20 protein-coding genes are annotated in these 22,217 nt (G+C 68.0%); 3 read left to right on the forward strand and 17 right to left on the reverse strand.

Annotation, left to right across the window (positions count from 1 at the left end; all coding sequences use genetic code 11):
* The first annotated feature begins 14 nt into the window (after positions 1 to 14).
* On the forward strand, positions 15 to 881 hold the full coding sequence (gene mca / locus ACWDXS_RS07995) for a mycothiol conjugate amidase Mca (RefSeq protein WP_378993082.1): 867 nt from the start codon (positions 15 to 17) through the stop codon (positions 879 to 881).
* A complete protein-coding gene (locus tag ACWDXS_RS08000) occupies positions 881 to 1,126 on the forward strand; it encodes a hypothetical protein (RefSeq protein ID WP_378636354.1) in 246 nt (81 codons plus the stop codon). Before mca ends, ACWDXS_RS08000 begins: the two co-directional genes overlap by 1 nt.
* Here ACWDXS_RS08000 and ACWDXS_RS08005 read toward each other — a convergent pair.
* The 8 genes from ACWDXS_RS08005 to ACWDXS_RS08040 form a co-directional block, all read right to left on the reverse strand.
* Positions 1,123 to 1,296, reverse strand: a complete 174-nt coding sequence (locus ACWDXS_RS08005; RefSeq protein ID WP_378993080.1) for a hypothetical protein — start codon at positions 1,294 to 1,296, stop codon at positions 1,123 to 1,125. The genes ACWDXS_RS08000 and ACWDXS_RS08005 overlap by 4 nt on opposite strands.
* Positions 1,297 to 1,388: 92 nt before the next feature.
* Positions 1,389 to 1,787 (reverse strand): NUDIX hydrolase, encoded by a 399-nt coding sequence (locus ACWDXS_RS08010; protein ID WP_378636247.1) that lies wholly within the window; start codon positions 1,785 to 1,787, stop codon positions 1,389 to 1,391.
* A 75-nt stretch (positions 1,788 to 1,862) separates the two neighbouring features.
* The gene (gene eutC / locus ACWDXS_RS08015) at positions 1,863 to 2,699 is read right to left on the reverse strand and encodes an ethanolamine ammonia-lyase subunit EutC (protein ID WP_449963538.1); all 837 of its coding nucleotides are present in this window, start codon (positions 2,697 to 2,699) and stop codon (positions 1,863 to 1,865) included.
* Positions 2,700 to 2,758: 59 nt separating this feature from the next.
* A complete protein-coding gene (locus ACWDXS_RS08020) occupies positions 2,759 to 4,171 on the reverse strand; it encodes an ethanolamine ammonia-lyase subunit EutB (protein ID WP_387445858.1) in 1,413 nt (470 codons plus the stop codon).
* Positions 4,172 to 4,245: 74 nt separating this feature from the next.
* The gene (gene eat, locus ACWDXS_RS08025) at positions 4,246 to 5,673 is read right to left on the reverse strand and encodes an ethanolamine permease (RefSeq protein ID WP_449963542.1); all 1,428 of its coding nucleotides are present in this window, start codon (positions 5,671 to 5,673) and stop codon (positions 4,246 to 4,248) included.
* Between the two features lie 161 nt (positions 5,674 to 5,834).
* Complete coding sequence (locus tag ACWDXS_RS08030) at positions 5,835 to 6,212, reverse strand: DUF779 domain-containing protein (protein ID WP_378993074.1); 378 nt, start codon at positions 6,210 to 6,212, stop codon at positions 5,835 to 5,837.
* Complete coding sequence (gene adh, locus ACWDXS_RS08035; protein ID WP_378993073.1) at positions 6,212 to 7,729, reverse strand: aldehyde dehydrogenase; 1,518 nt, start codon at positions 7,727 to 7,729, stop codon at positions 6,212 to 6,214. The genes ACWDXS_RS08030 and adh overlap by 1 nt, the downstream gene beginning before the upstream one ends.
* Before the next feature lie 87 nt (positions 7,730 to 7,816).
* Positions 7,817 to 9,019, reverse strand: a complete 1,203-nt coding sequence (locus ACWDXS_RS08040; protein ID WP_449963545.1) for a transcriptional regulator — start codon at positions 9,017 to 9,019, stop codon at positions 7,817 to 7,819.
* A gap of 309 nt (positions 9,020 to 9,328) precedes the next feature.
* Here ACWDXS_RS08040 and ACWDXS_RS08045 point away from each other — a divergent pair, with 309 nt between their 5' ends.
* Positions 9,329 to 9,949 carry an alpha/beta fold hydrolase gene (locus tag ACWDXS_RS08045; protein ID WP_378993068.1) on the forward strand — a complete coding sequence of 207 codons (621 nt, stop codon included), beginning with the start codon at positions 9,329 to 9,331 and terminating at the stop codon, positions 9,947 to 9,949.
* Positions 9,950 to 9,966: 17 nt separating this feature from the next.
* Here ACWDXS_RS08045 and ACWDXS_RS08050 read toward each other — a convergent pair whose 3' ends face one another.
* From ACWDXS_RS08050 to ACWDXS_RS08090, 9 genes are all read right to left on the reverse strand, one after another.
* On the reverse strand, positions 9,967 to 10,752 hold the full coding sequence (locus ACWDXS_RS08050; RefSeq protein WP_449963549.1) for a helix-turn-helix domain-containing protein: 786 nt from the start codon (positions 10,750 to 10,752) through the stop codon (positions 9,967 to 9,969).
* A gap of 71 nt (positions 10,753 to 10,823) precedes the next feature.
* A complete protein-coding gene (locus ACWDXS_RS08055; RefSeq protein WP_449963552.1) occupies positions 10,824 to 12,611 on the reverse strand; it encodes a dipeptide ABC transporter ATP-binding protein in 1,788 nt (595 codons plus the stop codon).
* Positions 12,608 to 13,474, reverse strand: coding sequence for an ABC transporter permease (locus tag ACWDXS_RS08060; protein ID WP_449963555.1), 867 nt, complete (start codon positions 13,472 to 13,474; stop codon positions 12,608 to 12,610). The genes ACWDXS_RS08055 and ACWDXS_RS08060 overlap by 4 nt, the downstream gene beginning before the upstream one ends.
* Positions 13,471 to 14,475 (reverse strand): ABC transporter permease, encoded by a 1,005-nt coding sequence (locus ACWDXS_RS08065; protein ID WP_449963558.1) that lies wholly within the window; start codon positions 14,473 to 14,475, stop codon positions 13,471 to 13,473. The genes ACWDXS_RS08060 and ACWDXS_RS08065 overlap by 4 nt, the downstream gene beginning before the upstream one ends.
* Positions 14,476 to 14,481: 6 nt before the next feature.
* Positions 14,482 to 16,077: an ABC transporter substrate-binding protein gene (locus ACWDXS_RS08070; RefSeq protein ID WP_449963560.1), complete on the reverse strand. Its 1,596-nt coding sequence runs from the start codon at positions 16,075 to 16,077 to the stop codon at positions 14,482 to 14,484.
* Positions 16,078 to 16,118: 41 nt separating this feature from the next.
* Positions 16,119 to 18,116 carry an acetyl/propionyl/methylcrotonyl-CoA carboxylase subunit alpha gene (locus ACWDXS_RS08075; protein ID WP_449963563.1) on the reverse strand — a complete coding sequence of 666 codons (1,998 nt, stop codon included), beginning with the start codon at positions 18,114 to 18,116 and terminating at the stop codon, positions 16,119 to 16,121.
* Entirely contained in the window at positions 18,113 to 19,678 is a 1,566-nt protein-coding gene (locus ACWDXS_RS08080; RefSeq protein WP_378993055.1) for an acyl-CoA carboxylase subunit beta, read from the reverse strand. Before ACWDXS_RS08080 ends, ACWDXS_RS08075 begins: the two co-directional genes overlap by 4 nt.
* Entirely contained in the window at positions 19,675 to 20,910 is a 1,236-nt protein-coding gene (locus tag ACWDXS_RS08085) for an aminotransferase class I/II-fold pyridoxal phosphate-dependent enzyme (protein WP_449963566.1), read from the reverse strand. Before ACWDXS_RS08085 ends, ACWDXS_RS08080 begins: the two co-directional genes overlap by 4 nt.
* A gap of 5 nt (positions 20,911 to 20,915) precedes the next feature.
* Positions 20,916 to 22,127: an MFS transporter gene (locus ACWDXS_RS08090; RefSeq protein ID WP_449963569.1), complete on the reverse strand. Its 1,212-nt coding sequence runs from the start codon at positions 22,125 to 22,127 to the stop codon at positions 20,916 to 20,918.
* Positions 22,128 to 22,217 lie beyond the last annotated feature (90 nt).

A 22,217-nucleotide genomic window follows, 5' to 3' on the forward strand; every position in this document is an offset into this window, starting at 1 on the left:
GTGGCCTTCGCCTCATGGCAGTGCACGCCCACCCCGACGACGAATCGAGCAAGGGCGCCGCGACGACCGCCAGGTACGCCGCGGAGGGCGTCGAGGTGCTCGTCGTGACGTTGACCGGCGGCGAGCGCGGCAGCATCCTGAACCCGGCCATGGACACCCCCGGTGTGCTGGACCGGATCAACGAGGTCCGGCGCGAGGAGATGGCCGCGGCCGCGCACGCGCTCGGCGTGCGCCAGCACTGGCTGGGATTCGTCGACTCGGGCCTGCCCGAGGGCGACCCGCTGCCGCCGCTGCCGGAGGGCTGCTTCGCGCTGGTGCCGCTGGAGGAATCCACCGAGGCGCTGGTGCGCGTGATCCGCGAGTTCAAGCCGCAGGTGATCACCACCTACGACGAGAACGGTGGCTACCCGCACCCGGACCACATCCGCTGCCACGAGGTCTCGATGGCCGCGTACGAGGCGGCGGGCGATCCCACGAAGTTCCCCGGGGCGGGCGAGCCGTGGACGCCGCTCAAGCTCTACTACGACCACGGTTTCAGCATGAAGCGCCTGGAGGCCTTCGCCGAGGAGTACGAGCGCATCGGTGAACCGTTCCCGCTGCAGGAGTGGCTGGACCGGATGAAGCAGTACCAGGCGGCCCGCGGCGACATCATGGGCCGGGTCACCACCCAGATCGAGTGCTCGAAGTACTTCCCCCAGCGTGACGACGCCCTGCGCGCCCACGCGACCCAGATCGATCCCAACGGCGCGTTCTTCGCGATCCCGTTGGAGATGCAGCAGCGGCTCTGGCCGACCGAGGAGTTCGAATTGGCCAAGACGCGCGTGTCCACCGCCATCCCGGAGACCGACCTGTTCGCCGGCATCGAGGACAACGACCGGTGATGTTGGTCTACCTCGCACAGCAACCGACGGGCCCCGAGTTCGGCAAGGCTTCCCCGCTCGGGCTGCTGGTCATCCTGATCCTGCTGGCAGGCACGGTGCTGCTGGTCCGCTCGATGAACAAGCACCTCAAGGGCCTGCCGGAAACGTTCGAACCCGAGCACCCGGAACCGGATCAGAAGGCCGACGACGGCACCGAGCCCGGTGTGATCGCCGTCGAGGAATCCGAACCGAAACAGAACTCCTAGCGCGCCGCGGCGAGGTCGGCGACGAGTTCGCCGACCAGGTCGCGCGCGGTGGCGGCGTGTTCGGCCACCGACCGCGACGCGCCGCCCGCACTCAACTCGATCATCGTGTTCATCAGGCCGAACAGTGCGACGAGTTGGCGTAGGGCGGCGCGACGTTCGGACACTGTCATCGGCGCGGTGGTTATCGGCAGGTTCACGACTATGGGATCGTCACCGTTGACGGGTTCGTTTCTGCCGATATCCAATCGACGCCGTGCGCGACCTACCAGTCGATCAGGTCGAGTTCGTGCAGGCGCCGGAACACCATCATCGAACCGGGTGCGACGTGCTCCATCGCGGCGTATTCACTCACGGTGAAGTAGCGGAATTCGGCGATTTCGCCGGTGGCGTGGGGTTCTCCGGTGAGCTCGGCACGGAAACAGGTCATGTGCAGGCCGGTGTTGCGGCGGTGCCCGAAAGCCTCGGCCTCGAAGACGCCGAACTCGGCGACCCCGGCCAGCCCGACGCCCAGTTCTTCCTCGATCTCGCGATGTAGCGCCTGTAAAGGGGTCTCGCCGGGGTCGATCTTGCCGCCCGCCATGTAGAAGACATCTTTGCCTTCGGGGCGCGTCTGAATCAGCCTGCGGTCGCGGACATGGGCGAGGGCGGCGGTGCGGATCATGGGGATCACTCTAAGGAGCGATCGGCCCCGTTCCATGCCGAACGTGCTCCGCGTCACGCTGGTGTCTGGGTCAGCTCACCGAGACGGTGCCCGCGGCGGCGCGTCGACGGTCAGCGTTTCGGCTGCGGCCAGCGAGTCGGTACGCGAGGTGTCTTTGAGGTCGACTCCCGAGCGACCCAGTGCGCGGGCTCCCGCGACCAGACCCGCCACCACGCGGGCGGCCTCGGCGTAGGTGAGGCCGTCGGGTGGGTGGATGTTGGAGACGCAGTTGCGTTCGGCGTCCGCGCGGCCGGGGCGTGGTAGGTGGGTCAGGTAGATGCCGAGGCTGTCGGCGACCGAGAGGCCCGGGCGCTCGCCGATCAGCACCAGAACGGTGCGCACGCCCATGGCTTCGGCGATGTGGTCACCCAGCGCCACTCTGGCCTGGGTGGCGATCACCGGTGGGGCCATGGTGTAGCGATCGCCGAGTTCGGTTGCCAGGGCGGCGAGGAGTTCGGGGGCGTGCTCGGACAGTGCCAAGGGGGACAGCCCGTCGGCGAGAACGACGCCGATGTCCGCGCCGCTGGCGGTGACGGGGGTGAGATCGTCGGGCACTCGGCCGAGATCGGGGCGGCGCAGGTACTCGGCGCGATCGGCCGCCCTGCTGGCTACGGTGACCGGGGTGCCGAGGCCGAGTGCGGCGATGTGTTCGGTGAACGTCGCGACATCGAGAGGAAGGTGCACGGCGTCACGGGCCGCGGCGTGTGCGGCGCGCAAGGTGAGGACATCGGTCGTCGGCAACGCGTCGCCCGTGCGGCCGAGCCCGATTCTGGCTTGCGTACTGCCCCGAAGATCTCGCCAGAAGTCTTCGGCGACAGGCGATTGCGTCTCGTGCGCAGCGGCGATCGGTGGGGCCGGAACAGGTGGGGTCACAGGCGGTTCCGTTTCTGCGTCGATGGTCGTGAGCGGCTCGTCCGGCTGACGCGGTGCGCTCATCGAGTGGCGGTCAGGGCTCGCAGGGGTGAGGACAGCGGTTCCACCTGTCGCACACGGCCGTTCGCGTCGAGCATGCCGAGACCCGACAGCCAGGCCTCGAATTCCGGTGCGGGCCGCAGGTTCAGGACCTGGCGGGCATACAGGGCGTCGTGGAACGACAGGCTCTGGTAGCCGAGCATCACGTCGTCGGCGCCGGGCACCGCGATGACGAAGGCGCAACCGGCCGCACCCAACAGGGTGAGCAGGGTGTCCATGTCGTCCTGGTCGGCCTCGGCGTGGTTGGTGTAGCAGACATCCACGCCCATCGGCAGGCCGAGCAGCTTGCCGCAGAAGTGGTCTTCGAGTCCGGCCCGGATGATCTGCTTGCCGTCGTAGAGGTATTCGGGTCCGATGAAGCCGACGACCGTATTCACCAGCAGCGGTCGCAGATCCCGGGCTACGGCGTAGGCGCGCGCTTCGAGGGTCTGCTGGTCCACCGGCCGATCACCCACGCCCAGATGGGCATTCGCGCTCAGTGCCGATCCCTGCCCGGTCTCGAGGTACATCACGTTGTCGCCCACGGTGCCGCGCCGCAGCGATCGTCCCGCTTCGTTCCCCTCCCGCAACAGCGAAATGTTCACGCCGAAGCCGGTATTCGCGCCCTCGGTGCCCGCGACGGACTGGAACACCAGATCCACCGGCGCGCCCGCCTCGATCAAACCGATGGTCGTGGTGACGTGGGAGAGCACGCACGACTGGGTCGGGATGTCGAAGCGCAGGCGCACGTCGTCGAGCAGATGCAGGAGATCCGAGGTGGCCTGCGGTGAATCCGTGGCGGGGTTGATGCCGATCACCGCGTCGCCACAGCCCAGCAGCAGCCCGTCCAAGGTGGCGGCGGCGATCCCGCGCGGATCGTCGGTCGGATGATTGGGCTGCAACCGCGTGCTCAACCGGCCGGGCAGGCCGATGGTGGTGCGGAATCCCGCGGTCACCTCGGCCGCCTTGGCCACCGCGATCAGATCCTGATTGCGCATGATCTTGCTGACCGCAGCCACCATCTCCGGCGTCAGCCCGGGCGATACCGCGGCCAGGGTGGCCGCGGAATCGGCGGCGGCGGCGACGGCGAGCAGCCAGTCGCGCAATCCGCCGACGGTCAGATGTGAGATCGGCGCGAACGCCGATCGGTCGTGACTGTCGATGATCAGCCGGGTGACCTCGTCGGTCTCGTACGGCACCAGTACGTCGCTCAGGAACGTGGTGAGTGGAACTTCGGCCAGCGCCCACTGCGCCGCGGCACGTTCGGCATCGGTGGCCGCCGCGCAACCGGCGAGCTCGTCGCCGCTGCGCAGGGGGGTGGCTTTCGCCATCAGGTCGATCAAACCGTCGAAGGTGTAGGTCGTGACGCCGATTGTGCTGCGGTACACGGTCATCGGGTCCCTTTCGAGAGATGTACTCGGCCGCCGGAGCCCGGCAGCGTGCGCGACGCTGCCGGGTGCCCGACGGTCTACTCGAGTTCGGATTCCGCCTTGGCGATGGCCGCGAACTCCTCGTCCGGGGATTTGGCGACCAGGTGTTTGCGACTGTAGAGCCCGAAGTAGGCCATGAAGGCGACGAACACACCGAGCGTCCACAGCGCGGCCTGCTGGTCGACCAGGAACGTGGCCGCCACCGATGCGGCCGCGATGACCAGCGCGAACGCCGTGGTGACGATGCCGCCCGGCGTGCGGTACGGGCGCGGCATGTTGGGTTCACGCACGCGGAGCACGATGTGGGACACCATCATCAGGACGTAGCTCAGCGCCGCGCCGAAGACGGCCATGTTCAGCAGCATCGCGCCCTTGCCGGTGAGCGAGAGGGCGAAGCCGATGATGCCGGGCACGATCAGCGCCAGCACCGGCGCCTTGCGGGAGTTGGTGATCGACAGGACGGTCGGCAGATAGCCGGCGCGCGAGAGGGCGAAGGTCTGGCGGGAGTACGCGTAGATGATGGAGAAGAAGCTGGCGACCAGACCGGCCAGGCCGATGTAGTTGACCACCTTGGCCATCGAGCTGTCGCCCAGCGCCTCGACGAGCGGGTTGCCCGAGGCGGAGGCGCTCTGGGCGCCGAGCGCGCCGGTGACCAGGAACAGCACCACCGCGCCGGTGACGCACAGCAGCAGCATCGCGACGATGATGCCCTTGGGCACGTTCTTCTCCGGCTCGCTGGCTTCCTCGGCGGCCAGCGGCACGCCTTCGACGGCGAGGAAGAACCAGATCGCGAACGGGATGGCGGCCCAGATGCCCAGGTAGCCGAACGGCAGGAACGACGACGACCCGGTCGCCGCGGGATCGGCCGCGATATCGGTCAGGTTGGCCGCGTCGAACTTGCCGACGGCCGCGAACGCGAAGATCACCAGGCCGACGAGCGCGATCCCGGTGATCACGAACATCGCCTTGAGCGCCTCACCCGCACCGGTCAGGTGGATGCCGATGAACAGCGCGTACACCGCCAGATACACCCACCAGCCGTCGGTGATCCCGAACAGGTTCAGCGACTGCACGTAGGCGCCGATGAAGGTGGCGATCGCGGCGGGCGCGATCGCGTATTCGATGAGAACGGCTGTGCCGGTGGCGAATCCGCCCCACGGGCCGAGCGCGCGCCGGGCGAAGGTGTAGCCGCCGCCCGCCGCGGGCAGTGCCGAGGACATCTCGGCCATGCCGAGCACCATCGCCAGATACATCGCGGCGATGACGACGGTGGCGATCAGCAGGCCACCGAATCCGCCCTCGGCGAGACCGAAGTTCCAGCCGGAGAAGTCGCCGGAGATCACGTAGCTCACGCCGAGGCCCGCGAGCAGTACCCAGCCCGCCGAGCCCTTGCGCAGGGTGCGTTTGGCGAGATAGTCGTCGACCGGTGCGCCCTCGCCGGTGGCGGGGCTGATTTCTGTACTCACGTGGAGCTCCTCATCAACAAGCAAAGCGCGTTCGGCGGCAACGGTGATCGTCGAGGGTTGAAGAATGGTTGACGACTGTTACGGCCGTGGATCCGTCAGGTCAGCGGTGCGTATCGAGCACCGCTGACCTGCGGAAACGAACTGATTACGGGTGTTTCAGATCACCCGGTTCGCGGCGGCGCCGATTCGAGCGCGGCCGCTTCCTCGTCGGTGAACAGGCGTGAGCGGATCAGGAACCGCACGCCCTCGGGAGCCTCGAGCGAGAATCCGCCGCCGCGGCCCGGCACCACGTCGACGGTGAGGTGGGTGTGTTTCCAGTACTCGAACTGGTCGGCGCTCATCCAGAACGGGGTGTCGCCCGGCAGGTACCCGAGCAGCACGTCCGAACCGCCCACCCGGAACTCGCCACGCGGGTAACACATCGGCGAGCTGCCATCGCAGCACCCACCGGACTGGTGGAACATGACCGGGCCGTGTTGCCCGGTCAGGTCCCGCAGCAGCGCCGCCGCCTTCTCGGTGAGGTCGACGCGCTGCACCATCAGAAGAAGCCGAGCTTCGTCGCCGAGTAGCTGACCAGGATGTTCTTGGTCTGCTGGTAGTGATCGAGCATCATCTTGTGGTTCTCGCGCCCGATGCCGGACTTCTTGTAGCCGCCGAACGCCGCGTGCGCGGGGTAGGCGTGGTAGCAGTTGGTCCAGACCCGGCCTGCCTTGATGCCGCGGCCGAGGCGGTAGGCGGTGTTCATATCGCGCGTCCACACGCCGGCGCCGAGACCGTAGAGGGTGTCGTTGGCGATCGAGAGCGCTTCCTCGGTGGAGTCGAAGGTGGTGACCGCGACGACGGGGCCGAAGATCTCCTCCTGGAACACGCGCATGTCGTTGCTGCCCTTGAAGATCGTCGGCTCGATGTAGAAGCCCTCGGACAGCCCGTCGACGCTGCGGACCGCGCCGCCGGTGAGCACCTCGGCGCCTTCCTTCTTGCCGATGTCGATGTAGGACAGGATCTTCTCGAACTGATCGTTGCTGGCCTGGGCGCCGATCATGGTCGCCTCGTCGAGCGGGTTGCCGCTGATGATCGCCTTGGTGCGTTCGACGCAGCGGGCCATGAACTCGTCGTAGATCGACGAGGCGATCAGCGCGCGCGACGGACAGGTGCACACCTCGCCCTGGTTGAGGGCGAACATGACGAACCCTTCGATCGCCTTGTCCAGGTAGTCGTCGTCGGCGGCCATCACATCGGGCAGGAAGATGTTGGGGCTCTTGCCGCCCAGCTCGAGGGTGACCGGAATGATGTTCTCGCTGGCGTACTGCATGATCAGCCGGCCGGTGGTGGTCTCTCCGGTGAACGCGACCTTCGCCACGCGCGGGCTCGAGGCCAGCGGCTTACCCGCTTCGACGCCGAAACCGTTGACCACGTTGAGGACTCCCGGCGGCAGCAGATCCGCGACGAGTTCGACGACCTTCATGATCGAGGCCGGGGTCTGCTCGGCGGGCTTGAGCACCACCGCGTTTCCGGCGGCCAGTGCGGGCGCCAGCTTCCAGGTGGCCATCAGGATCGGGAAGTTCCACGGAATGATCTGCGCGACAACGCCGAGCGGCTCGTGGAAGTGATAGGCGATGGTGTCCTTGTCGACCTCGCTGATGCCGCCTTCCTGCGCGCGCAGCACTCCGGCGAAGTAGCGGAAGTGGTCGACCGCCAAGGGAAGGTCGGCGGCCAGGGTTTCGCGGACCGGCTTGCCGTTGTCCCAGGTTTCGGCGACGGCGAGGGCCTCGAGGTTGGCCTCGATCCGGTCGGCGATCTTGTTGAGGATGTTGGCGCGCTCGGCGGCCGAGGTCTCACCCCAGGCCGGGGCCGCACGGTGGGCGGCGTCGAGCGCCAGTTCCACATCGGCGGCGCTCGAGCGGGCGATCTCGCAGAACGGCTGCCCGTCCACCGGCGAGGTGTTCTCGAAATAGCGGCCTTCGACCGGCGGAATCCACTTGCCGTCGATGAAATTGTCGTATCGCGGCGCGTAGCTGACGACGCTGCCCTCGGTGCCCGGCTTGGCGTAGATCATGTGCGGTGGCTCCTCGCTGATTCCGGTGAATCGTGACGCCCATCACTATCCCCGCTCAGGGTTGATGAAACGTTGAAGCCGGACCGATCAGGCGCGAAGGGCGCTGTGCAGGCGTGCGGTGGCGACGGCGCGGCGTGCGTCGCGGGCGGGGAGCAGGGCGAGGGCGTGTTCGTGGACGGCGATGTCGTCGGGGGCGGAATCGCCGTATGTCAGTGCGTGATTCGCGTCCGGGCTGTTGAGAACCGCGTTACGCATGGCGACTTCGAGGTAGTCGCGCCATTCGCTGATGCCCGGTGTCTCCGAATCGGGCAGCAGCGGGCCGTGATACAGGCGGACGGCCGTGTCCAGGTCCCCTCGCTCGATGGCGCGCAGCACGTCGACAGCGTCGCAGGACAGGGGAGTGGTGAAGCGGTAGACGCGACTGGTGATGTCGCCGCCGGTGGCGCGGCGCAGGTACGACATCTCCGATTTGAGAGTGCTCGCGCCGACCGCGCGATCACCGTAGACGGCGTAGTGCAGGCGTTCGTGGCTGTAGCCGTCGTCGTCGAGGGCGAGCAGGGTCAGGATCTCGAGATGGCGTGGCCGCAACCGGATCTGCTGACCGTCACGCATCAACCGGCCGGTGCCGAGGCAGGTCAGCCGCATTCCGGCGGGCGCGGGCACGGCGGCGTGCAACTTCGATTCGATGGCGCTGGTCATGGTGCGCACGGTGGCCATGGCCAGCGGATGTGAGCGTTTCCAGGTCGTCGACAGGTCGAGCACGCCGAGCAGGGTCCCGTCGGCGGCGCGGATCGGCGCGCAATAACAGACCCAGCCGTGCAGGGCCGCGACGAGATGCTCGGCCGAGAACACCGTGTGCGGCTGGTCGGTGCGCAACGCCAATGACAGGGCGTTGGTCCCCATGTGCGCCTCGTCCCATCGGCCACCCGGCGCGAAGTTCACCTGCTCGGCGCGCCTGCGCATCACGGGTCCGCCATATGTCCACAGAATCGTCCCCGAAGCATCGGTGACCGCCGCGACGTAGCCCGCGTCGTCGGCGACACTGTGCAACTGCTCTTTCAGCTCGGTCACCGGCCCTCGCAACGGCGACTCCGCCCACCGTGGCCCGATATCGGTCTCACTGACCGGCGCGTGATCGCGCCCAGGATCCACGGTCCGCAACGACCGCGACCAGGACTGCGCCACCTCGGACCGCACTCCTGCCCTCGAAACCCCCACCCCGCCCGGCACCCACATCGCCCACTCCCGCTCCAGCGCAGCCCGCTGCGCGGAAAGCGTGAGCTGCACCATCTCGGTTCTTCCTACTAGACGAACTGGGCGAGGATTCCACATTTCATCATGCCCCAGCGCCACCCGCTGAGCAGCGGTTTCGTCAGGCCGAACTACCCGATAAACCTGGAGACGCCCGACTCGGCGAGACGGCGACGTACCCTGTCTCCGTGGAGCCACCAGGTCGCCTTGGGCGAAGTGCCGCCGAACTGGTCGCCCGCCATCGAATGTTGCCGCGGGTGGATGGCGCGACGATGTGCCGGGACGCGGATGAGTTCTTCGATTCGGAGGATCGGATCGGCGAAGACTCACCGGTCGAGCGGTGACCAGGTGAGCACATTCATACTGATCCCCGGAGCGGGGTGCGCGGCGGGTTACTGGGGGCCGGTGGCCGACGAGTTGCGCGGGCTCGGCCATGACGCGGTGCCCGTGTCGTTGCCGAGCGAGGACGACAGCGCCGGGTTGGCGGAATACGCCGACGCGGTGGTCGAGGCGATCGGCGCGCGCCGGGATGTTGTCGTGGTGGCGCACTCGTTCGGCGGGTTCACCGCACCGCTGGTGTGCGATCGAGTGCCTGTGGAGCGAATGGTGTTGGTATCGGCGATGATTCCGGCGCCTGGCGAGGCGCCAGGCGATTGGTGGGCCAACACCGGACACGCGACCTCCGGTGATGACGATGTGTTCTACAACCAGCTCACCCCCGAGCAGCGGGCCGAGGCGGAGAAATACGAGCGCGGCCAGTCCGATACGCCGATGACGTCCCCTTGGCCGCTGGCGTTTTGGCCCGAGGTGCCGACCCGGTTCATCTTGCTGCGCGACGACCGATTCCTCCCAGCCGATTTCATGCGCGAACTCGTAGCCTCCCGGCTGGGGATCGAGCCGGTCGAAATGGACGGCGGGCACATGGTCATGGTGTCCAGTCCCGCGGAACTGGCGCGTCTGCTGCTCTGATAGCGCAGCCGAGCTGCTCATCCGGGCCGGACGGCCCCGGCACCCAGGTCGAAGTGGATGCCGGCCTGCAGCATCGTGGTGGCGGGCAGGCCGATCATGGCGCGGAAGGATTCGCTGAAGTGGGAGGGGGTGGCGAAGCCGGCGTCGATGGCGGAGCGGGTGAGGTCGTGGCCGTTGACGGCGTTGGTGATCGCGGTGATCATGCGGTTCCAGCGTTGATAGCCGCGGAACGTGGTGCCGCAGTGCTGGGTGAACAGGTGCAAGAAATGGCCGGTGGACAGGCCGAGGTTCGCGGCGATCTGGTCGGCGCGCAGCGCGTTGGCGGGCTGGTCGCGGATCGCGGCGGCGAGCCTGGCGATGCGTGCGTCCGTGTCGAGGGTCGGGCCCGCGACGGCGCGGTTGTAGAGCAGATCCGGGTCGACGCCGGGTTGGCCACACAGCTCGACGAGTTCGCGCTCGCGGCGGTGACTGAGACCGAAAGTACCTGCCGCGGAAGTCATCTCGTCGGCGATCATGGTCGCGGGCGCACTCGACGGGTCGATGAACAACACCAGGATCCACCCCTGCGTGGCAACGACGCGGTGGGCGGTGCGGGCAGGCGCGAAGGAACTGCCCGTGCGAATCAGACCGCGGGTGGTGTGCACGATCAGCGGTCCGTCCAGGCCCACGGTGAGCATCGCGACCGGCGGCGAGTGCGTATCGGGCCGCAGATCCGGCCCGATGTACCCGATGTGGCCCGGCCGTGCCCACGCGGTCGGTATCCGCGCGGAACCGCGGATCTTCGAACGGGTATCGACGCTCACCCGTACCAGGGTATCGACGTGTCGCCGGGGACGCCGCGACCCGGGGATTCGGGTCGGCGTCGCTGTGGTGGTCATCGGCGATCGGCGGCCTCGGGGAGGCGGGGGACCGAGGCGACGAGTTGGCGGGTGTATTCGTGCTGGGGTGCGCGCAGGACGGAATCCGCTTCGCCGGATTCGACGACCCTGCCGTCTTTCATGACGAGGACGCGGTCGGCGAGGTGGTGCACGACGCCGAGGTCGTGGGAGATGAGCAGCAGGGCGGTGCCGAACTCGGATTGGAGTTCGGCGAGTAGGTCGAGGATCTGGGCTTGGACGGAGACGTCGAGGGCGGACAGCGGCTCGTCGGCGACCAGGAGGGCGGGGCTGGGGGCGAGGGCGCGGGCGATGGCTACGCGTTGGCGTTGGCCGCCGGAGAGGGTGCGGGGGTGGCGGGGGAGCAGGTCGCGGGCGAGGCCGACCGCGTCGAGGATCTCGCGGACGCGCCGGGTGCGGGCTTTGCCCCGCAGATCGACGGTGTCGAGGCTTTCGCCGATGACGCGCTCCACGGTGTAGCGGGGGTCGAACGAGCTCAGTGGGTCCTGGGCGATCAGTTGCGCCGCGCCACGCAGCGGCCGTAATGCCTTGTCGGAGAGCTCACTCCACGGTTCGCCGTCGACGACCACCTGTCCGGACGACGGTGTGATGAGCCGCAGCGCGAGGCGGGCCGTGGTGGTCTTGCCCGAACCCGATTCGCCGACGATGCCCAGAGTTTCGCCGCCGAACAGGTCGAAGTCGACGTTGTCGACCACGGTGCGGGCGGCCGATCCGGAGCCGTAGGTCTTGCGCAGGTTGCGGACCGAGAGCACGACCCGGGTGTTGTCGACCGAGCGCGGCGGCAATGGCTCGCGCAACCCGGGTTCCTCTGTGTGCCCGCTGGTTCGGCTTGCCGTCGACGCGGCGCGAACCGGCTCCGATTCCGGCGTTGCGGTGGCAGTCGGGTTCTTGGGCCGTGGCGATTCGGTGGCGACCGCGACCTTCGGCGGTGGCGAGGTGGGGCGGGGCAGCGGTAGCTCGGCGGGCTGGCCGGAAACCGCCAGCTTCGAACCGCGCGAGGCGGCGGAGGGTACGGCCGCCAGCAGCTTCTTCGTGTACGGATGCTCCGGACGGGTCAGCACGTCGTGTGTGCTGCCTTCCTCGACGACCTCCCCCTCCCGCATGACCAGCACCCGGTCGGCCACCTCGGCAACCACTGCCAAGTCGTGGCTGATCAGGAGCAGTGCCGTGCCTTCGGCCTTGCGTGCACGGAGCAGCTCGAGGATCTGTTGCTGGACAGTCACATCGAGCGCTGTGGTCGGCTCGTCGGCGATGATGAGTCGTGGATCGCCTGCGAGCGCTGTCGCGATCAGCACGCGCTGGCGGAGTCCGCCGGACAGCTCGTGGGGATATTGGCGCAGCCGCAGTTCGGGTTCGGGGACACCGACGTCGGTGAGCAGTCGCACGGTGCGGGCGGTGAGTGCCTGCCCGCGCAGGTCGGTCAGCGCGCGTTGCGCTTCGGCGAGTTGGCTACCGATCGAGTACAGCGGATCGAGGGAGACCAACGCGTCCTGGAGTACGAATCCGATGCTGCTGCCACGGATTCGCCGCCACTGCCGATCGCGATGATTGCGCGCGTCCTGCCCGAAGAGTTCGAGACGGTCGGCGCGCACATCGGCGCCTGGACCGGCCAAGCCGACCAGCGTGCGGGCCGTCACCGACTTGCCCGACCCGGACTCGCCGACGAGGGCGACGGCCTCGCCCGGCTCGATCCGCAGATCGATGCCGTGCACCACCTCCTTGCCCGCGAACCCGACTCGCAGATTCTCGACCGCGATCAGACTCATGTCGTTGGCCTTCCGTCGTAGTGCCGCTGCCAGTGCCGTCCGAGCGAGCTCACCGCGATCACCGTGGCGGTCACCGCCACGCCGGGCAGCACGGCGATCCACCAGGCATTGCGCAGATAGTTGCGTCCCTCGGCGAGCATCGCGCCCCATTCCGGTTCCGGCGGCTGCGGGCCCATCCCCAGGAAGCTCAGACCGGCCGCGCCGAGGATCGCGGTGCCGAGGCCGATGGTGGCCAGGATCGGGACCTGCGCGACCGCGTGCGGCAGGACGTGCCGCCGCACCAGCGTTGCCCTGGTGAGCCCGAACGTCCGTGCCTGTTCGACATACCCGGACTCCTGCACGACGAGGGTCTGCGCGCGCACCACCCTGGCGAACCGGGGGATCGAGGCGATGCCGAGCGCGAAGATCAGGTTCGTGGTGCCGGGACCGGTGAACGAGATCAGGACCAGTGCGAGCAGAAGATCGGGGAAGGCCGAGACCACGTCGAGGAACCGGGTGATCAGCTCGTCGAGCGGCCCGCGCGCCAGCCCGGACAGCAGGCCGAGCGCCGTGCCCGCCACCACCGCGATCGCGACGGCGGTGACGCCGATCAGCAGCGAGTAGCGCGCGCCGTGGACGACGCGGGTGAAGACGTCGCGCCCCAGGTGATCGGTGCCGAACCAATGCTGCGTACTCGGTGGCAGTTGGGCGGCCAACGGATCGGCGCCGAGCGGGTCGGCGCCGGTCAGCAGGGCGGGGGCAACCACTGCGATCGCCACCAGCCCCACTGTCAGTGCTGCGACGGCGACACCCGGCGTCACTACAAAACTTCTGGCGCGCAGGCTGATTCGATCGGTTGTCCGCCGCACTCCGATGGCAGTCATCGTTGGCCTTCCTTGCGTGAGTCGCGGCGCAGTCGCGGGTCGAGCCACAGGTAGAGCAGATCGACCAGCGTGCTGATCACGACGTAGACGAATGCCGAGAGAATCGCCACGGCCAGCACGACGGGAAGGTCTTGCGCGAGAACGGCTTCGACGGTCACCCGTCCCAGTCCGGGGCGGCCGAAGACCTCTTCGATGATCACCGCCCCGCCGAGCAATCCGCCGACCAGCCAGCCGGTCAAGGTCACCGCGGGCAGGCTCGCGTGCCGCAGACCGTGCCGCAGCCGCAACGCGCTCTCGCTCACCGACCACGACCGCACCGTCACCGCGAACGGTTCGTCGAGGGCCCGCTCCAGCCCGTCGCGCAAGACCTGGGAGATCACCGCGCCCAGCGACAGGCCGAGCGCGAGTGCGGGCAGAACCAAGGCCGACAAGCCCTTGTTCGCCGCCACCGGAAAGATCTTCAACTGGAAGCTGAACACCGACAGCAGCACGATGCCCAGCCAGAAGGAGGGCGTCGAAACAAGGGCGAGCTCCACCGCATTCGCGACGGCGCGCGATCGTCGCCGCTGCGCCGTGCTCGTCGCGACGACGACCGCGAACACCAGTGCCACCAGCAACGCGGCACTCGTCAGCGCCAAGGTGGGACCGGCCTGCGAACTGATGATTTCCGACACCGGCCGCTGCAACACATAGGAACGCCCGAAATCCCCGTGCGCCACATTCCACAGGTAGCGGGCGTACTGGACGACGGCCGGACTGTCGAGTCCCCATTCGGCGCGGATGGCCGCCTCGACCTCCGGCGTGCGCTGCTGTTCGCCGAGCAACACGTCCACCGTGTCGCCCGGCGCCAGCCGCACACCGAGGAACGACAGCGTGGTCGCACCCCACAGCACGCCGAGACCCGTGATCAACCGCAGCACAATTCGTTTGGCTGTGCCGACGCGAGCATCGCCGGCCCCCGTGGCGGTCACGACGTCCGGTGAGATCGCTTCCGTCGTCATCGTCGCCTATCCACGATCGACCCAGATGTCGTACGCGTTCTCCGCGAGCTGCTTGTACGGACGGTATCCCGCGCCGTACACGTGGGCCGCCGTCGCGATCTGGTTCTCGGGAATGTAGAGCGGCAGCCCGTAGGCCTTGTCGACGATCGCGAAGCGCTGCAACGCCGCGTACTGCTTGGCCCGCTCGGCGGAGTCGGTGGTCGAGGCGGCGGCCCGCAGCCAGGTGGACAGTTCGGGATCGGTGGCGCGGCTGTAGTTCAGCGTGCCCAGCGGCGTCGGCGGGTACCAGTGGTTCTCGATGTCGATGCCGCCGGTGATGGTGTCGGAGTTGGCGATCGACCCGAAGGCGTTCTTCTTGCGGAGCTCGCTGTAGGTGCCGAGGTCGACGTAGGACAGCTTCAGATCGATGCCCGCGTTCTGCTTGGCCTGCGCCTGCACCGCCTGCAACAGCACCTCACGCTGATCGCGCACCGTCGACTGGGCCTGCACCAGTTCGACGGTCAGCCGCTGGCCGTCCTTGGTCCGGAACCCGTCGGAATCCTTTGCCGTCCAGCCTGCTTCGTCGAGCAGTCGGTTCGACGCGGCCTTGTCGGCGCCGTAGGTGCCCTCGATGCTCTTGTCGTAGAACAGAGTGTCGACGCTGGAGGCGATGCCCCAGCCGCGGGTGCGCTCGCCGCGATAGATCGACTGCAGCACCGCGTTCACGTCGACAGAGTTGTTGAGCGCCTTGCGGACTCGTTGATCGGTGGCCGGGCCGGAGGTCGCGTTCCAGTACAGCGTGTACGGGCTGCCGTTGTTCAGCCCGGTCGAATAGGTGAAGTCGGGATTGTCCCGGAACAGTGCGGCGTCGTTGCCGGAGACGCCTTCGATGAGGTCGACCTGACCGGAGGTGAGCGCGCCGGTGCGCACCGACGACTCGGGCAGGAAACGGTAGGTTACCTCGTCGAGGTAGGCCGGACCCTGATGCTTGGCGCTCTGCGGCGCCCAGTTGTAGTCGGGGTTCTTGCGGAAGTGCAGTTCCTGACCCTTCACGTAGCGGTCGAGGATGAACGGACCGGTCCCCGCGATCTCCGGCCCACCGGCCTTGAGCTGCGGCTTGTCCCACGCGGCCGAGGAGATGATGGGGAAACCGGCGGCGAAGTCGAGGAACGGCGCGTACGGGTCCTTCAGGGTGAACACCACGGTGCGCTCGTCGCGGGCGGTGACCGCGGCCAGATGTGACAGCGGCCCGGCGGACCAGCCGCCGGAATAGGACACGTCCTGCATCGTGGTGAAGTTGCGCGCCACGGCGGTCGCGGTGAGCGGATTGCCGTCGGTGAACTTCACGCCCTCACGCAGGGGGAAGGTGTAGGTGAGCCCGTCGGGCGAGATCTCGTGGCCGGTGGCCAGCCACGAGACGAAACCGCCCTCGGTGGTGCGCGCGAGGAGCGACTCGAAGACGTTGCGCAACATCAGGTGCGTATTGCTCTGCCCGTTGAGGTGCGGGTTCAACGTGGTCGGCTCGGTCTCCACCCCCCACGTCAACGAGCCGCCGCTGACCGGTTGCGCCGATTCGCGTGCCGCGGTGTCCGTTCCACCACACGCGGTCGCCAGCACGGCCACCGCCGATACCAGAGCTGTGGCAAGTAGTCGCCGATGTCGCATCACAGCGCGGCGCCCCTCTCTTCGATGAGAAACAGTGATTGAGCTGTGGTGACCACGGCGCCTTCGGCCGCGGTCACGGTGACGATCCCCGCATGGGTAGCGGTCAGTTCGTGTTCGAGCTTCATGGCCTCGACCACGCCGAGCAGCTGTCCCTTCTCGACCGGGTTGCCCGATTCGACGTGGAGCTGCACGAGGGTGCCCGGCATGGGCGAGCGGATCTCGGGATCCGTCGCCGTTGTGCCGAGCGAGCGGTATTCGGCGTAGCGCACCTGCCGGGAAACCCCGGCTACCTGGCAGCTCCAGCCCTCGCCGTCGCGTCGAACGACGCAGGGGGTGGAGCCGACCGTGATCGTGTCGCCGTCGGTTCGCCGAGCGGTGATGCCCACATCGGCCGTCGGCCGGGTGGTGGCATCAGGGCCGGTGGTGGCTTGCGCGGCGGTGCCGCTCGAGTCGACGGTTCCCTCGCGCACGAGCACCGCGTCGCCCTCGTAGCCGCCGACTCGCACCGTGAAGGCGCGCCCGTCGACCGACAGATCGAGGCTGCCGAGGTCGCGATCGGTGGGATCGAGCCAGGCCCGATCACCTCCAGGCGCCCCGGTCGACCATGGTGTCGCACGGTCGGGCGCGGTCAGCGCGGCGGCCACCGCGAGGGCGCTCAGTTCGTCGGGATCGGCGAACTCGGCGACCGGATCGATCCGGTCCAGATAGGCGGTGTCGTGCTCGGCGGCCGCGACGATCGGTGCGGCGAGCACACGTGCGACGAAACCGAGGTTGGTCGAAATACCCTGCCAGCGAATGTCTTCGCATGCTCGCCGTGCGGCGGCGAGCGCGTCGTCGCGGGTGGTGCCGGTGGCGACGAGTTTGGCGATCATCGGATCGAACCCGCCGCTGACATCGAGCCGGCGGGTGAAGGCGCGTTCGACGCGAACATCCGGCCAGTGGGTGACCTCCAGCCCGCCAGGGCACGGCAGGAACGACCGGAACGGGTCCTCGGCGTACATCCGCACCTGCACCGAAGCGCCCGAGTACGCGATGTCCGCCTGCTCGGCGGGCAGCGGTTCGCCCGCGGCGACCCGCAATTGCCACTCCACCAGATCGAGGCCGGTGATCTCCTCGGTGACGGTGTGCTCCACCTGCAAGCGCGTGTTCATCTCGATGAAGAAGAACTCGTCACCGACCAGCAGGAACTCGAAAGTTCCCGCGCCCACGTACTGCAGAGCCTTCGTCCCCTGCACCGCGGCGGCGAACATCGCTGTGCGCACCGCATCGGGAATCCGTGGGGCCGGGGCCTCCTCGATCACCTTCTGATGCCGCCGTTGCAGCGAGCAGTCGCGATCGAAAAGGTGAACAGCGTGGCCGAATTCGTCGCCGAAGACCTGCACCTCGATGTGACGTGCGCGCTCGACGTACCGCTCCAGATGCAGGCGGCCGTCGGCGAAAGCCGCTGTCGCGGTGCGGGAAGCAGACGCCAGTGCCTCGCGCAGTCCGGCGGCCGAGCGCACCACCGACATGCCCTTGCCGCCACCGCCGCCCGCGGGCTTGACGATCAGCGGGTACCCGATGTCGGCTGCCCCGCCCACCAGGGCGTCGAGGTCTTCGCTCGCCCGCACGGTGCCGGGCAGTACCGGCACACCCGCCTCGGCCATGACCTGGCGCGCGGAGGACTTGTCGGCCATCGTCTCGATCACGCGGGAACTCGGGCCGGCGAACACCAATCCGGCAGCCCGGACCGCGCGCGCGAAATCGGCGTTCTCGGACAGGAACCCGTATCCCGGATGTACCGCGTCACAACCGGTTTCGGTCGCGGCGTGCACCAGCGCCTCGATATCGAGATACCCCTCGGGCAGCGCGACGGTCGACACCGCCGCCGCGTGATAGGTGAGCGACCGGTCCGCCGCCACGCTCACGGTCACGTACTCGATGCCGAGGCGATCGCAGGTGCGGGCGATCCGGGCGGCGATCTCGCCCCGGTTCGCGATGAGTAGTCGGGAGATCACAGCCGGAACACCCCGAAGTTCGAACCCGCGGGCTGCGGCCGATCCCAGCGCTCGTGCGCCAGCGACAGGCACCGTGCCAACCACGAGCGGGTGTCCTCCGGTTCGACCACGGCGTCGATCCACATGCGGGCCGCGATGTAGGTCGGCAGCGATTGGCGCTCGAAGCTGTCGATGATCGGCTGCTTGATGGCGGCTTCCTCGGCGGCGCTGAGCTCCTTGCCCTCGCGGCGCAGCCGGTCACGCTTGAGGATCGCCATCACCGCCGCTGCCTGTTCGCCACCGACCCCGGTGGAGCGGGCATTGGGCCACATCGCCATGAACTGGCCGCCCATCGACCGCCCCGACATCGCGAAATTGGCGGCGCCGAAACTGCCGCCGATCACCAGCGAGATCTTCGGCACCGTGGCGCACGAGACCGCGTTCACCATCTTCGCGCCGTGTTTGGCGATTCCGGCCCGCTCGTACTCCTCGCCGACCATGAACCCACTCACGTTGTGCACGAACAACAGTGGGATGCGGCGCTGTTCGCAGATCTGGATGAAGTTGGTGGCCTTGAGCGCGCTGTCGGGGAAGATCACGCCCTGATTGGCGATGATCCCGACCTCGTAACCCGCGATCCGGGCGGTCGCGCACACGATCGTGATGCCGTAGTCCTTGCGGTACTCGACCCACGAGGTGGCATCGACCACGCAGCGCAGAATCGCGCGGACGTCCATCTCCTTCTTGGTGGTCGCCGGAATCAGATCCGGCAGCCGCGCCGGATCGTCGGCGGGCTCGAGCGCCTCGAAGGCCGGCGGATGCACACGGTCACCGGGGGTACGGGACACGATGTCGCGCACCATGGCCAGCGCTTCCAGTTCGTTCGCCGCAAGATGATCGGCCACCGCGGTGTCGCGGACGTGCAGATCGGCGCCGCCGAGAGTCTGCGCGTCGACCACCACGCCCGTGGCGGCCTCCACCAGCTGCGGCCCGCCGAGGAAGACGGTGCTCAGATCCTTGACCATCACGGTCTCATCGCTCATCGCCGGGATGTAGGCGCCACCCGCCGTGCAGATGCCGAGCACGGCCGAGATCTGCGGCAAGCCGAGGGCCGACATCTCCGCGATATTGCGGAACATCTTTCCGAGGTGCTCCTCGTCGGGGAAGATCTCCTCCTGCAACGGCAGGTAGATCCCGCCCGAGTCGGCCAGATACACACACGGCAGGCGGTACTCCCTGGCCAGCTTCTGCCCCCGCAGGTGCTTCTTGATCGTGAGCGGATAGAAGGTTCCGCCCTTCACGTGCGGGTCGTTGGCGAACACCATGCACGGTCTGCCGTGGATGGTGCCGATGCCGACGATCAGCGCGGCGGCGGGCAGATCGGTGTCGTAGACCTCGTGCGCGGCGAGGCGACCGATCTCCAGGAACGGTGTCCCCGGGTCCAGGATGCGGTTGACCCGTTCGCGCACCGGCAGTTTCGCGTCACCGTGGCGCCGGCGCGGCGCCACGATCTCGGCGGTGTGGTCACGCAGCAGGGCGCGTTGGGCTTCGAATCCGAGGGTGTTCTCGATGACGGCGGTCATGCTGGTAGTTCCTCCCGGTCCTGATGCGCGGCGAGACTCGAGCTCAGGGTGTCGGCGAAGCGGCGGATCGTGTCGGGGTCGAGGTCGGCCCGCAGCATCAGGCGCAGGCCCGCGCTGCCGCGGCGGATGATCGGGAAGAACACCGGCGAGGTGTAGAAACCGGCGTCGAGCATGTCCCGGGCCACGGCGACGGTGATGTCCTCCTGCCCGATGCTCACGAACCGGATCGGCAGGCCGTCACCGGCGAGGTCGGTGTCGACCAGCGAGTCGAACAGGCGGACCCGTTCCTGGAGCGCGACCTGGAGCCGGTCGACGGTGCCGTCGTCGTGGAGGTCGCAGGCGGCGATGATCGCGCCGAGTCCGGCGGTGTTGACACGCTGCGACCACATCAGCGGGCCGCTCGTGCGCAACAGGGTGGGCGTGCGGGACGCGTCGCCCGCCGCGCCGAAGAAGATCACGCCGCCGCTGGCACCGAAGCCTTTGTTGAGCGAGGCGATCACGAGGGTTCGTTCCCGCCAGCCCTCGTAGGCTCCGAGAACGTATCCGCGGCCGTGGCTACCCAGCGTCGAAATGCCGTGCGCCTCATCGAAATACAAGAACAGGCCGTATCGATCCTGGAGCCGGTGCAACTCGGCGAGCGGTGCGCCGCCGCCGGTGCTGTAGACCCCGTCGGCGACATAGGCCACGTGCGAATGCGTGCGGCACAACTCTTCCAGGGCGGCGATGTCGTTGTGCTCGATCGTGACCAACTCGGTCTCGTCCGCGACCAGTGGCTTCATCGCGTTCAAGCAGAAGTGCGCGTTCTTGTCGAAGACCACCAGCGGCGGGTGCCCGTCGGTGAGCTCACCGGAGGCGAGCAGCGGCAAGGTCGCCCACGCGGCGGCCGCACACGACGACACGGTGACCGCCTGCGCGCCGAAGGTCCGGGAGAGCCGCTGTTCGGCCTCCTCCAGCAGACCGAGCCGGATGCGCATCCGGGAAATAGAAGAATTGATCGTCGCGGTTTCGTCGAGCCCGCGATGGGCGCCCTCGATGATTCGTGGATCGCTGTCCAAACCGAGATAGGAATAGGACGAGAAGTTGACGATCGTTCGACCGTCGCGGGAATGGATAATTCCCTCGCGCATATCATCGGCGATGATGTCGACCAGTCCGTGCGTGGTGCTGTCGTCCCAGAATGTGTTGCTCAGTTGCAACTGCCTGCGGATATTTGCGAATTGGTTTCTGGCCATTCCGTTCATTCCTTTGTTGGCGAGGGTGCGTCAGTTTTCTCGGGCGTCGCGACGACGAGTACGTTCACCGCGGCGAGCAGGGTGATGGCGATGGACCAGGCGAGGAGCCCGGACAGGGTGGGGCCTGCCAGCGAGGCGATGCCCGCGAGGCCCTGCTGCACCAGCGCGCACCACGAGACGGCGATGGCGGCTCCGGTGGCGAGGTGGCTGACAGCGTGCGCGGCGCTGTTGGGGAACAGCGTCGCCTGGCCGAAGGTCGTGGTGACGTACCCGGCGAGGAAGACCGGCAGCGCGATCGCCCGGGGCAGATCGGCGGCCCACACGACGGTGACGAGCACGCAGCCCGCGAGCATGATCGCCGCGCCCTGGCGCATCATGGCGTGCGCTCCCACCTGTCGCACACGCCGGCGGACGTAGGTCGCGCCGCCGAGGTAGGCGGCACCGTAGAAGACGCCGAACAGGCCGAACACCCACGGTGCGAGCGCGAAACGGTCGGTGAAGATGAACGCGGACTTCTGCTGGATCATCACGATGACGGCGAATCCGATGCCGCCCGCCACCGCGCTGACGACGAAGATCCGGTCGGTGAAAAGGCGTCTGGCTGTGCCTTTGTCTTTCGGCCCGGTTTCGCGTCGGGGCAGTGAGATGCGCAGGGCGAAGGCGACCGGCACCGCCGCGAGCACGGCCAGCACGGCGAATCCGTACCGCCACCCGACCGTCGAGGTGACGATGCCGCCGATCACCTGCCCGCCGCCGAGCGCGACGACGAAGGCCATCGACAGCAGCGCGAGTTGGCGCGCGAGCTCCGCGCCGGTGAACAGATCCTTGATCATCATCCGGCCGACGACCGCGATCCCGCCCGCCCCGATCGCCTGGACCACGCGCAGCCCGAGCAACTCCGGGGCGTTGGTGATCAGCGCGAGGCCTGCGCTGGCGAGGACGAAGCACAGCCCGGCCGCGACGAAGGCGGGAACCCGGCCGAACCGTTCCGCCGCCCTTCCCCACGCGACGACCGGGAGCGCGGCGAACACCACGAACACGGCCACCGACAGCTGCAGGACGCTGTCGCCGGCGCCGATGTCGGCGCCCAGCGCAGGCATGCTCGGCAGGTAGATGGTGGTCGCCATTTGGGCGACCGCGACCGCGACACATGCCGTTGTGACAACTGCTCGGCGTGTTGCCGCGGAAGCCGGAATTTCGCCGGTTTCCGCTTGCACAGACAATGCACTCCCCTATGGCCGAGCGAATCACGCAGGATGCTGGATCCGAGTTATAGGTATACGGCCAGGCGAAGCGGCCGAACACCG

Source organism: Nocardia sp. NPDC003183, from assembly GCF_053590715.1.